Source organism: Maribacter sedimenticola (genome assembly GCF_900188415.1).
Taxonomy (GTDB): domain Bacteria; phylum Bacteroidota; class Bacteroidia; order Flavobacteriales; family Flavobacteriaceae; genus Maribacter; species Maribacter sedimenticola.
The window spans coordinates 212,810-226,603 of record NZ_FZNV01000003.1 but is presented as its reverse complement, the minus strand read 5'-3'; the positions used below and the strand labels follow the sequence as shown (position 1 = coordinate 226,603).

The 13,794-nt window shown below is 37.8% G+C and carries 7 protein-coding genes; 1 reads left to right on the top strand and 6 read right to left on the bottom strand.

All coding sequences use genetic code 11. From position 1 onward, the window contains the following. Positions 1-2: 2 nt before the first annotated feature. The 5 genes from CHB68_RS10345 to CHB68_RS10325 are packed head-to-tail and all read right to left on the bottom strand — an operon-like array spanning position 3 to position 9,705. Positions 3-860 carry a hypothetical protein gene (locus CHB68_RS10345; RefSeq protein ID WP_089260808.1) on the bottom strand — a complete coding sequence of 286 codons (858 nt, stop codon included), beginning with the start codon at positions 858-860 and terminating at the stop codon, positions 3-5. Continuing rightward, positions 853-1,752 (bottom strand): GyrI-like domain-containing protein, encoded by a 900-nt coding sequence (locus tag CHB68_RS10340; RefSeq protein ID WP_089260807.1) that lies wholly within the window; start codon positions 1,750-1,752, stop codon positions 853-855. Before CHB68_RS10340 ends, CHB68_RS10345 begins: the two co-directional genes overlap by 8 nt. Before the next feature lie 2 nt (positions 1,753-1,754). Beyond that, on the bottom strand, positions 1,755-3,101 hold the full coding sequence (locus tag CHB68_RS10335; protein WP_089260806.1) for a vanadium-dependent haloperoxidase: 1,347 nt from the start codon (positions 3,099-3,101) through the stop codon (positions 1,755-1,757). A 3-nt stretch (positions 3,102-3,104) separates the two neighbouring features. Beyond that, positions 3,105-6,356: a VCBS repeat-containing protein gene (locus tag CHB68_RS10330; RefSeq protein ID WP_089260805.1), complete on the bottom strand. Its 3,252-nt coding sequence runs from the start codon at positions 6,354-6,356 to the stop codon at positions 3,105-3,107. Beyond that, a complete protein-coding gene (locus CHB68_RS10325) occupies positions 6,346-9,705 on the bottom strand; it encodes a VCBS repeat-containing protein (protein WP_089261250.1) in 3,360 nt (1,119 codons plus the stop codon). Before CHB68_RS10325 ends, CHB68_RS10330 begins: the two co-directional genes overlap by 11 nt. A gap of 430 nt (positions 9,706-10,135) precedes the next feature. Here CHB68_RS10325 and CHB68_RS10320 point away from each other — a divergent pair, with 430 nt between their 5' ends. Further along, on the top strand, positions 10,136-11,752 hold the full coding sequence (locus tag CHB68_RS10320; protein WP_245838910.1) for a solute:sodium symporter family transporter: 1,617 nt from the start codon (positions 10,136-10,138) through the stop codon (positions 11,750-11,752). Positions 11,753-12,166: 414 nt separating this feature from the next. On the opposite strand, the gene CHB68_RS10315 is transcribed toward CHB68_RS10320, so the two are convergent. Continuing rightward, a complete protein-coding gene (locus CHB68_RS10315; RefSeq protein ID WP_089260804.1) occupies positions 12,167-13,780 on the bottom strand; it encodes a RagB/SusD family nutrient uptake outer membrane protein in 1,614 nt (537 codons plus the stop codon). Positions 13,781-13,794 lie beyond the last annotated feature (14 nt).

Genomic DNA, 13,794 nt, shown 5'->3' with positions numbered 1-13,794 from the left:
GTTTAAGGAAGTGTGTAGGTGTACAGATTGCCACCCGTACCATGGCTTCTTTCATCAGCAAGTAAAATGGTTTTATTATCTATAAAACAAATGGATTCTAATTGGGTTCTTGCACCCAAATCTATTTCTTCCATTTTTCCCTTGGAAAAATCATCCCAGGTAAAATTTGTAAAAACAAATAGTTTACCATAGCTGAGAGCTACAATTTTTTCCCCGTTTGGAGAGATATCTATTGCGGTAATCTGGCATAATTTCCAATCTTTACAAGGGGTAAAAGTCCCAATTAGCGATGCTTCGTAAGATCCTTTGCTATCTGGTACGGTATAAATGAATGCCTCACCTGTAAATGGGTTAGATCTATTTTTCGTTACAATAAATAATTTGTTGTTCTTGTGGAATATAGCTTCTGCATCATAAAATAGGGCATTTCTATTTGGGGGGAATTTTTTTTGTTCGGGATAGTAAAATGCAATTTGTTCGGCATCTATTTTTTCTCCTGGTTCCTGGGAGGGGTTGGGAACTTTATAGATAACTAGATTTTTTCTTGTATTGGCGTTATTCCCAATGTCGGCAATATAAAGATTGCCGTCTTTGTCCTTGGTCAGGTCTTCCCAATCCGTATTGTCCCCATTTTTAACCTTCAGGCTTTTTAGAATTTCACCTTTTTGGTCCACTTGATAGATTTCATCTTTATTGCCGTTATCCTCAATGGCCCAAATTGTAGAATCATTATAGGTGACCATTCCAGAAATTTCTTCTAGGCTAGTGGGTAGGTCCGTAACCACTTTCAGTTGACCATAATTGGTACATGAAATTAGTACAGATGCCGCTATGATTAAAAAAGGAAGAAATTTATTCATCGGTATCTTTTATGGGCAAGAATATTTCGGCCTTCCATCGCAACGCATCTCCGCCCATATTAGGGTTGTTGAAAAAATATTCTATTGGGGTTTGTTCTACGGAAATATTTTCTGCTTTGGCATAATCCAACAAAGAATACCAAGCCCTGTCAGAGGTCATATAGTTACCGTTATATGTAGCTTTCAATGATTTTTTGCCTATGAATTCCTTAAAAACAACATCCTTTATCGTAGGTAAGGAATCTGTTCGGATAATTGGATAACAAAAATTGAACGAAATACTGTCCGTTTGCATATTCCATTCAGTGGTTTCTATGAATGGAATACCGTTCATTTGTATTTCATTATTGATAATGACGGAGTTTAAAAACGGATAACTTTTCATCATGGCAAATGCCTTATTGCTTTGTATGGTGGTGTGTTCAACACAAGCGCAATAGGTAGACGGCAATTCTTCTATACCTTCAAATGTAATTTTTATTTCCTTTAAATGTTGGTTTAGGCTCTCCATAAATTCGGTTACCGTTTTACGTGATCTTTTTTCAAAATCGGTATCGGTGAACGGAACATAAAGTTTATTGAAAAAACTATGGTCCACATCTTTAATATCAACCTTTAATTTGGAGGTTGAATCCGTTATTGATGTAATTTCCCAGATATAGATATTGGTAGAATCTCCAAAAGTTATTTTTTGCTCAAGATGATTTAGGTCGTTTAGTTGCTGAATGGTAGCGTTTGGCAAAGTGTTGTTCCATGCCTTCAATGATTGGTTGATGGTTCCTGGAAATGATTTTGCCAATACCCTTACTTGGTAATCTTGTGGTTTTATAAAAAAGTACCAAAGTAAGCCAATGACAATAATGGTAGTTGCAATGGTAATACCTTTTTTCATGTTTAGTTCTGGGCTATTGAATTTGTGTTTTTCATTTTAATTTTTGAGTTCAATAATGCACCGATCTTTCTTCCTTGTCCTACGCCAACCTCTACGGCGGCACGGTAGTGAATACCTCCATACATTCTACTAATGGCCGCTTCATCTGCAGCTTCATTAAAGGAATTGAATGAACGGACCGGAAGTCCATAAGGTATTTCAGTATCGTCCTCAAAAGAAAAATCCTCTCCAAAAATACTGGTTAGGGCAGTAGCGGCCGCACCAGAAACCACACTATGCCCGCTGGTGTATTCAGGAAACGGAGGGGTCTGTAAAATGGGTTTCCAGTTTTCATCAATGTGCTGGTTGATCAAGGTTTCCGGTCTTATCAGATTACTTCTGTATTTTTCATCCCAACAACTTATGAATCCATCTGCAATGGCCAAGGAGGTTTTGGTATAGGCATATACCGTATCATCAAAATTAGATTCTGTAGTTCTACAGGCAATTTTGGTTATTCCTATCCAATGTGCACCGGGTGTAATTTTTTTGGTAGCGAACATTAAATGCCCCCTGGTAACGGAGACATAAGGGTTACAGTCCCAAAATTTGGCTATGGCCACTTCTTCGGACTCATCACCATTTTTGGTGATTTCATTACTTATATCATATACTTCCTTTAGCTCTTTATAAAAATGGGAGTCTTTATCCAATGAAAATTCCGGTGGCGGAATGGGTTTGAACTGGGCTGCGGAATCCAATACAAAAGGACGTATTTTGTTCCAATGGGGTTCAATACCATCCATATAGGCCGGTGGGGTAGGTTGCCACCTTGCCGCTTCGTCTGTATTAACGGTAAATTTTGGCATGGTACGGGTTTGGCTATATTGATCTTTTCCCATCCAGTCCTTGATATGCTCGGCGACCTTTAGTCCATAGGCCTTGGAAACCTCAAATTCTGTCTCATTTTGATTTTTCCATTGGGTAAACAAACTATCCTGAAGAATATCAAATTTATCTTCTGAAAATATTAATTGCCTACTTATGTTCATATGGGCGATCAATGCTGCAAGTTGAGGATTTATGCCTTGTACAGTGTCTATTTCAGGTATTGGTTTTAAATCTGTTACCTGTCCTGCCAATGAATTGTATTCAGGGTTTACCTGGGCAATAATTTCATATGCTGCAATATTTGGGTAGGCAAAAATTCTACTTGCGACCGGGGGAGAAAAAATATCATGAATCATGATATCCACCACTAAATCTATAGAATTGTGTAGTTCTTCCGGGGTAATTTGTATTGGCTCTTCCTTCTTTTTACAATTTAAAAAGAGAAGACCAAAACATAGTAAAGCAAGATACTTTTTCATGTTCTATTGTTTAAGTATTTGATATACCTGTGCCGCTTCATTGTTGAATGTTAGCAGTAGGTACGTATGTCCTTTAAATGTGATAGTTTGCATGTTCCTAATTGATTTTCCCGTAAGATCAAGGCCTAGACCACTTGTTAGCGATACCGCTGGGCCTTGGGAAATCATTGCACCGGGAAACGAGTCAAAACGCCCATGGTAGGGTTTAACCCCAAAATAATTTCCGGCGACCAAAACTTCGGTCTTGGTATCACCATCAAAATCATATTCCAAAAAGTCCATGATCGGAGCTGTTTGTAATTCAAAATTAAAAGGAATAAACGAGAATTTACCGTTGTCATTTCTTAAAAATCCGGAGTTTAATGTATGAACTTCCAAAATCTCGGTATTTTTAATGGCTTCTTTGCCCAAAACTTCTTCTATTGATTTTCCGGCAAATGAATTATAATTGGTGAATTTTTTACGTAAGAATACCAATTGGCTGGACAATTCCTTAAGTCCGTCAATGGGATAATTTTTGCCACTTTTATATGTGCTGATGACTGTTTCTGTAGACCCGTTTAGGTCCAAATCTCCATAATACATACGCATTGGGTGCTCTTGCGTAGCCGAAAATTTGGTGTTTGTGCCCCAATTCCCTAAAAGAAAATCTAAATCTCCGTCCGCATCGATATCAAAACTTGTAATTGCTTGCCATAATCCGTTTATTTTGTCATTGTCCAATACATTGACCTCGGTAAAAATGCCATTATTGTTCTGAAAAAATTTAGGGGACATCCATTCACCTATAACAATGATGTCTTCCCAACCGTCATTATTGAAATCGGCAATAAGGGCATCTGTAACAAGTCCTAAATTCTTAAAGACGTTTTGGTTGGAAATTGAAAATGACCCATTAGTGTTCTCCAATAAATAACTGTTGGGTTTGTTTCCATAATCTGCGGTAATGGACTGGTTTCCTACCCACACATCTATATCATTATCATGGTCAAAATCTAATTTTAACAGAACTGCCGTGTTTTCATAAAGTTGGGGTAATTCTGCTTCCACCATAGTTTGTCCGCTATTGGTGTAGTAAGAATTTGTCAATGGTTTCATTTGTCCAAAGAAATCCGCTCCACCGGTACCTACCATGAGGTCATTGTTGCCATCCGCATTGAAATCGGCAATCAAGGAAGAAATATCTTCCTTGATACTATCATTTTTAACTTTTGGAAACTGCTTTTGTTGAAATAACGTATCTCCTTGAATGTATATTTTTGATGCAACGTATTTAGCCCCGCCAAAAAATATATCATCCTTTCCATCACCATTCAGATCTCCAATGCTAACGGCAGGGCCTCTATCAGAAATCTGATATGGAATCAGTTTCTGACGTAAATAGTCACTATATGAGTCTTCTATATGTACATAATCAATCCCTAGATTATTGGTTGTTTTTTTAAAGAGCAAGGATGCACCGTTTTTAGCCTTAACCGGAACAGTTTTGGTATTTTCTGGCTGAATATATAATGTTTGGTTGACAGGAATATTCTTGAGTGTCTGATATTTTTTGTTTGGCCATACAATTTTAATGGAATCTATTTTTTCTACCGTATTGAAACCAAAATGTATCACGGGTTCTGATGATGCTTGAAACCCCCTTACAGTATAAAGCTCTTTAAATTGCTGCACACCATTGGTATATGCATATATTTTTGTCCCTATGCCAAAATTGTTACCTTTTTGATATGACAACTTAATTTTGAGCCAATTACGCTGTGCATTGGTAGTGTTTTCCAAAATTAATGAAGGATGGTTGAGATTGTTCGTCACAAGGTCAAGGTCCCCGTCGTTATCCAAGTCCCCATAGGCCGTGGCACCGGAAATAATGGAATCTTTTTCTAGCCAATTTTGTGATTCATCAATAAATTTAAGGTTTGCTGCTCCTTTGAACACCATATTTCCCACATAGCCAGAAGGCATTAGTGTCAATGCCTTTTGATCAACAAGGTTGGTATTATTGATTTTTTGTTTAATGTTTTCGTTGGAAATGTAATTGATATAGTCCAGATTATTGGGCCTTTTTGGGATACCGTTACTAATGTACAGATCTTGCTCACCATCTTGGTCATAATCTCCAAACAACGCGCTCCAGCTCCAATCCGTAGCTGCAACACCGCTCAACAATGCGGTTTCCAAGAATGTACCATTTGGTTGGTTGATGAACAGCATGTTTCTTGTGTATTGGTTATAGTACCCAAATTTTCCGGTCTTTAATTTATGGATTTGAATATCATCATCCCCATCTGATGATTTTAGGACTTTCTCATCGCCCGCTAACATATCTAATGAAATAAGATCAGGAAGCCCGTCATGGTTAATGTCCGCTACATCACTTCCCATAGAAAACCTAGTGGTATGTCCAAAATACTCCCTTAAGCTTTCCTTAAAAGTGCCATCGCCATTATTAAGGTAATAATAATCATCTTCATGAAAATCATTTCCTATATAAAGGTCCGGGTAGCCATCTTGATTAAAATCAGAAACCGCAATACCCAATCCATATCCATTGATGCCACCGTAAATACCTGCCTCTTCACTAACATCCGTAAACTTGCCATTGTCATTGCGCAATAGCTTATCACCGGTTTCGTAGGTACGCTTTGTTCGTAAGGAAGCTGTGCCATAAGAATCTTGTGAATGCACGGCATGGTTCAAAAGGTAGATATCCAAATCGCCATCAAGGTCATAATCTAAAAAAGCGGCCGATGAGCTATAGGATTCAAAGTCCAACCCATATTGGGCAGCGCTCTCCATAAATGTGTTGTTGCCTTGGTTGATATATAGTTCATTGTAACCATTAAACCCGTTAAGGCCAACCACGGCACATACATAAATATCCAACAAACCGTCTCCGTTGATATCTCCCATTACGGCACCTGTATTCCATGAACTGTTGCCTTCAACTCCGGCATTCTTGGAGATATCCTCAAATTCTAAATTACCTTTATTAAGGTACAGCTTGTTCTTGACCTGATTGCCGGATAAAAAGATATCGGGCAGGCTGTCATTGTTGATGTCCCCAATGGCCACACCGCCGCCATTGTAATAATAAAGATAATCCAGTATGCTCAGGTCTTTTGAATCTGTAAGCGTGTTTTCAAACGTAATACCAGAATCTTTAGGTGAACGTTTGGTAAAGACTTCGCCACCTTTGTTGGTGCAGCTTGCAATGACCAAGAGCAAGAAAAGTATTGATAATCTATTTTTCATTTAAGCTGTACAGTTTGGGCAGTTCATTGTTAATGGCCGCTATTATGAATTCATTGCCCTTATTGTCCTTAACTATTTTCAATTGTTTGACCTCGTCTCGAATAAAAAATCCACTGTCCAAGTAATTTTGCCATGTAAAGTTAAGTGCTCCGTCCCCTAAAAGGACATTGCCATAATTGGCATCTAATCTAGAGTATTGAGGTTTAAATTCAAAGTTGTTGCCCGCCATGACCAAGTCTAGATTACCATCCTTATCCACATCCAGGCATTGAATTCCACAAATACAGGAAAACTGTACTTGGGGAGGTAAAATTTGTATTGTGAAATTACCGTTACCATTATTGATCGCTATAATGGATTCTGAGATACGTGCTTCTTTTATAATAGTATTATCAAGTATATCCTTATCAAAAAGCTGATGAATGGTTTTGTTCGCATATTCAGAAGCTTTGATGTTTTTCTTTTTTAGGGCTAGAATCTGTGAGGTCAATTCCTTTTTTTGATGTAACGGATAATCTCCATTATCATAGTGTTGTGTAGTAATCTGTTCAATGGTACCGTCATTGTCAAAATCATTGACCCACATTCTCATAGGTTGCCCGGTGGTAGGTTTATAATGTAGATTGCTGCCCATGTTCCCTAAGATCAAATCTTGGTCACCATCATTGTCAAGGTCGTATCCTTCAACAGCGCCCCACCATCCACTTAAACTATCTAACGAACTTTTAAAGTTGCTTAATCTTCTGCCGGAATTTTTATAAATTTTTGGACTGCCCCAATCAGAGACAGTGACCAAATCTTTTTTGCCGTCACCGTCCATATCCAGCCATTTGGCATCGGTGATCATGCCGGCATCCTTTAGGTCATATGCCCTGCGTTCCGTTACATCCGTGAAAGTGCCATCGCCATTATTCAATAATAACAAATGGTCCGGATCTATACCATAGGTACCTACTACACTTCTTGAACCAACAAAAATGTCCATGTCCCCGTCATCGTCAAAATCCGAAGGGGCAATGACAGCAACATTTTTATTGGTAGAGGGTAATTTTTCCGTGCTTAAGGTAAAGTTACCTTTACCATCATTAAGATATAGGCGTATGCCATATGTGGCCTGCATTCTCAGTTCATTGCCGCCAGACCCTACAAGTAAATCCAAATCGCCATCTGCATCTGCATCAAGAAAAGCGGCAGAAGTGTCCTCGTAAGAAGCCTCATCTTTAAAATGGTTTAAAATGGGCTTGGATAGCTTTCCGTTACCTTTATGCAAGTACAATGCGCCAGATTGGTTTTTGCCACCACCAATAAATATATCTTCATTGCCATCATTGTCCACATCGCCAATGGCCATTCCAGGTCCTTCTTCAGATAAAGATCTTGATATTAATCCTTCATTGTCAAAATCAACATAATTGTTTTCTTCATGCTGTAAAAGCGTACTATTTTGTATTTCGCTCAACAAGGTTGCCTTGGGTTTTTTTGCGACTTTAAATATTTCCTTTGCATTGTCTTGAACGAATGTAAGGGTCTGGTTGGCTTTTACGTTCACCAATTTTTCTGTTGCATCGTTTGGCCAAATAATTCTAATGGAGTCTAATGTTGAGGTAGTGCCCAAACCTATGGTCATAGCGTATTCTACAGAAGATTGAAATCCTCTTGAGGGCATTAATGTTTGGTCAATTATATTATCTGGGTAATATAAACGTGCAATTGTTCCTATACCAAATTTATTGCCATCCGCACCTTTAAAATTCAATTTAATATAATTGTTGTCGGTTTTAGATTCTGCATTGTTTCTATATACAAAGGTTTCCATATTAACATTATTGACGATCAGATCTAAATCACCGTCATTGTCCAGGTCTCCATAGGCGGTACCATTGGAACGACTTGGAATTTCAAAACCCCATTCCTTGTTGTATTTACTGAAGGTTAAATCGCCATTGTTACGGTAGGCATAATTAGGAAGTGGTGTAACCGGCATTTTCTGGATAATGGAATCAATGGATTCCTTCTTTCCGGTCAATGCCATTTTTTGAATGATTTCATTGGCAAAGAAATCTACAAAATCCAAATCTGTCAAGTCATGGTTAATACCATTGGTAATATATATATCCTTTAACCCGTCATTATCCATGTCGAACAATAAACCGGCCCAACTCCAATCAGTTGCTTCAATACCGCTGTAATAGGCAATTTCAGAAAAAGAGCCGTTTCCGTTATTTAGTTGCAAGGTATTTTGAATATACTGCTGATGGAAATCTTTACTTTGTTTGAGCTTAAAGACATTATATCCTTCAAACTCCATTACAGATTTTACACGTTGGTCCGGTTCCGGAAGCATATCTGTAATAAAAATATCTGTCAGCCCATCGTTATTTATATCTGCCATATCAATACCCATTGCCGACAGACTTAAATGGTTTGTCCATTCCTGAATTTCCTCACTAAATGTTCCATCTTGGTTGTTGATATATAAATAGTCCCGTTCATAAAAATCATTGGAAATGTAAATGTCCGGGTATAGATCATTGTTAATGTCGGTAACCATTACTCCCAGTCCAAATCCAATAAGACTGCCATAAATACCCGCTTGTTCACTAACATCAACAAATTTTCCGTTGTCGTTTCTCAGAAGCATATCGCCAACACCCCTAAAAATTTTAGGAACGCCTTCCCAATCCTGAGCCCTTACATCTCGTTGTTCGGCATAACCTAAACTACTTACGGGAATATTACTGTTGTTCAGGATATAGGCATCAAGATCACCATCCTTGTCATAATCAAAAAAAGAGGCATGGGTGGAAAAGCCTGTTTCTGCCAAATTATATTCATGCGCTTTTTCTGTAAATGTACCGTCCCCATTATTTATGTAGAGGTCGTTATCATGGTTGTTGCCTTCCATATTGCCCGCATTACTTACATATATATCTAGTAAGCCGTCATTATTAATGTCTGCCATTACTACCCCGGTAGACCATGGTTTGCTACCTTGAATTCCTGCTTTTTCCGATATATCCTCAAATTTTAACCCGCCTTTGTTCAAATACAATTTGTTGGGTTCCATGTTTCCGGTAAGAAAAACATCTGATAATCCGTCATTATTAATATCACCTATTGCAACGCCTCCGCCATTGTAAAAGTTCCTGTACTTGAATATGTTGAATTCTTTGGAGTTTTCCACTTTGTTTACAAATTCAATACCTGATTCTTTTGGGTCTAAAAGGGTAAATAAAGTAGATTCTGGAGCATTGGTATCGATAGCATCTTTTTGTTCTTTTGGGTCGCAAGAAATACATAAAAGTGTGAGCAAGCTTAAGCAGAGGAGTTTAAACGACTGCGGACCCATTTTAAAGTATGTTTGAAATATCAATTTGTATTGGGGTATGGACAAGGAAAATGTCATATTGTTAAATGAACTTTATAAGTAAATAATCAGCGTTGCAAGATGCCTTTTTTTTGCAGATGGTCAACTCTAATTTCATCTCGTTAAATATGATGTTGTAAAACTATTAAAATCGGTTTCAAACTCCATATTCATTATACGGAAAATTAAATTGCAAGATAGCCAAATACCTACTATTTGTTGCGTTTTATTGAAAAAACTGTATGTTAATATTTGTCGAAATCGTTATAGATTAGGCGTTTAATTGTGATAAAAATGTTTTTCATGGTCCTATTTTAGAAGTAATGAAAATAATCCAATATATTTAGCATTGACTTAATAACAAACAACATACCAAATGATAGGGATTTTATCTTTTTGAGGCTTTACTTTATTGGTGGCCATAGTATCATATTTTGCAACAAGAAGTACAGATGAACAATCCTCTGACGGCTATTTTTTAGGAGGCAGAAGTTTAACGGCTGGGGTAATTGCAGGATCATTGTTGCTGACCAATCTTTCTACGGAACAAATTGTTGGACTTAACGGTAGTGCCTATACGGACGGATTGTCCGTAATGGCATGGGAAACCTTGGCTGCCATTGCCATAGTAGTTGCCGCTATATTCTTATTGCCCAGATATTTAAAAGGCGGTTTGACCACAGTGCCTCAATTTTTGGCCAAACGGTTTGATGTTGCTACAAAAACATTGACCTCTGGTCTTTTCCTTACCGGTTATGTAGTGGTTTTGCTTCCGGTAATTTTATATTCAGGGTCAGTGGCCATTAGCGGTATGTTCAATGTACCGCAATTGTTGAACGTAACGGATAGTACGGCATTGGTAATATGTATATGGGGAATAGGTATCATCGGTTCCGTTTATGCGGTGTTTGGGGGTTTAAAGGCGGTTGCAGTTTCTGACTCCATTAACGCCATAGGGCTATTGGTGGGGGGGCTTTTAATACCCATTTTTGGATTGATGGCTATTGGTGACGGTAGTGTGTTTGGTGGTTTGGATACGCTAATGAGCACAAACCCAGAACGATTTGATTCTACCGGTAATACAGGTCAAGAAGTACCTTTTAGCACCATATTTACCGGAATGATGTTAGTGCAATTGTTTTATTGGGGTACCAACCAACAAATTATACAAAGAGCCTTAGGCGCCAAGAACCTTGCAGAAGGGCAAAAGGGCTTATTACTGGCATCGTTCTTAAAGATATTGGGGCCATTAATTTTGGTTTTGCCGGGAATGATCGCCTATCATTATTTTGACGGTAATTTAGATTCAAGTGACCTGGCCTATCCAGAACTTGTTAGGGCCGTATTGCCCAAACCTTTGGTTGGTTTTTTTGCCGCGGTACTTTTTGGTGCAATATTGAGTTCATTTAATAGTGTGTTAAATAGTTCCGTAACCCTTTTTGGTATCGATATCTATAAACAACATATCAATAAGGATGCTTCTGAAACTACTGTAGTTAAATATGGTAAGATATTTGGAATATGTTTGGCGCTCGCGGCAATGTTCATAGCTCCGCTAATTGCCAATGCAGGTAGTTTGTTCAATTATTTGCAAGAAATAAACGGAATCTATAGTATCCCAATTTTCACTATAATAGTTGTAGGCTATTTAACAAAGAGAGTTCCCGCATTGGCTGCAAAAATTGGAATACTTTCTGGTTCCGCATTATATATCATTAGCCAGTTTTGGCTTAAAAATAAATTTGTTGATGATGCCTTGGCGCAGGCCAATGCAAATGGAATTACGGATGCCGGTGCACTAAAGCTAATTGAGGCTGAAGCATATCCCCATTATTTGCATATAATGGCGATTCTGTTTATCACCAACATAGTAATCATGCTTATTATAGGAGCATTAAGGCCTAGGAAGGAGCCTTTTGTATTAGAGTATACTAATCAAGTATCCATTACACCCTACAAATATGTAAATCAAGTTGGTATTGCAATCTGCTGTATTGTAGTGGGTATCTATATATACTTTGCCAAATAATATCTATTTATATTCATTGTAAAATTAATTTGTATTAATCACCTTAGGTAACTTTTAAAAGTTGCTTAAGGTGATTTTTTATGCATGGGTAACATGGTATTTGTATTAAATGGATACCATATTGGCATTGCAGGTTTATTTTTTGTTTAAATGGTTTGTAGATGTACCTGGTAGGGCAGAATGTAATTAAATACATGTATTGTGTAAATTAAGTACTATTAGATATCAGGAATTTCTGAATAGATTTGGCTGTAAGGAATGACAAATCCTTTCTATAATTGAAGATTGGTAATTGGATTTAGAATAACAGCTGACATGTAATAAAAGTGGTTTATCCTTAAACCCAATGACATAAGTGCAAAAAAAAGACCTCCAAAAATGGAGGTCCTTTTTACTTACACTTAACTTAACTTATTAATAACCTGGGTTCTGTACCAAGTTTGGATTTGCCAATAATTGTGCAGGTGGAATAGGGAAAACGTTGTAATCATCGTTATCAACTGTTCCAGGTGCTTTGAACAACCAATCTCTACCAAACTGACCAAAACGAATTAAATCATTTCGTCTCCAAGCCTCTTGATACAATTCTCTTCCTCTCTCATCTAAGATATCCTGTGCGGTAACTGTACCTAGTAACTCCTCCGTATTACGAATTGTTCTAAGGTCGTTGATCATAGAAGTTGGGTCACCACCACTTCTAAATATAGCTTCAGCTTTCATCAAATGGGCATCTGCATATCTAAATACAATTTGATGACTTATAGAAGCTTCGCCATTTCTAGCGGCATACTTTTGGATTCTGATACCTGTAGTTTCATCATTGTTAATGAAATTTACAGCACCTGTACCATCTTTAAATTCTCTTTTGAAAGTTAAAGGGGCACCTTGCCTGTCTTTTAAAGGAGTACCATCCAAAGCATATTGTTGGTTGATTAGGAAACCATATCCAACGTTGGAACCATTTACATATCCATCCAATTCTGATGCATAAGGTTGGTTGTCAAAAGGAACACCAATTGTTGGTACACCACCTCTACGCTCTTCCTGTCCGTTTGCAGGTTCTTGGTTAGCATCCAGTTCGTTGAATTCGGCATCACCTTCAAAAAGATCATAGAATTCAGCAAGGGTACTAAACCCGTTCCAACCACCACCTTGAATACTGGTGTTGTTATAGTGAAGTCCCATTACCACTTTGTTAATGGTATTGGCTTCTAAAGCCCAAATAGTTTCAGTATCTGCATCTGGTAAGAATAAATCAAAATAACCTTCTTGCAATGCATAACCATCTGCGGTAATGGCATCAACCAAAGAAATAACTTCGGCCATATCTGCACCATTTGGTTCACCACCAACATAGATATGCTTATTTAAAAGAACCTTAGCTTTTAAATATCTAGCCGCTGCTTTACTGGCTCTTAAGTTAGCTTCACCACTAGCTGCTTGTGTTGCAGGAGCATTGGCAATGGCAGTCTCAATATCCGCTAGGATAAAATCTACTGCAGCTTGCCCTGTCAATACTTCAGGAACTGAAGTGGAAGGTAATGAAGTATCCCTAAAAGGTACTTGTCCATAATTGTCCAAAATAACCCACATACTATATGCCCTTATAAAGCTTGCATCCCCTATGTTTGTTGCGGAAGGGTTACTTCTTGAGTCTAAAACCTGAGAGGCTTGCAATTGATTACCGTTCCACAACTGAAATACATTTGTGATAAATGCATGTTGTCCGTTCCAGTCATGGGTATGCAAAACTCTCCATAAACCATTATCACCCCAGTCACCACCACGGGTAGGAATTAAATGTTCATCTGAAGTTACTTCCTGTAAGGCGAAGTAATTGTCCTGCCCTGCATATTGTCCGGCAAGAGAACCGTATAAATTGGTTACGGTAGATGAAGGGTCGGCCAAGCCTTGAAACCCATCAGATATAATTGAATCTGTTTCTTCTATTTCTAGGTCGGTACAAGAGGAAACCCCTACCAACGATAGAATAGAAAGTGTTAAGATTTTAAAATGATTATTTTTCATGATATACAATTTTT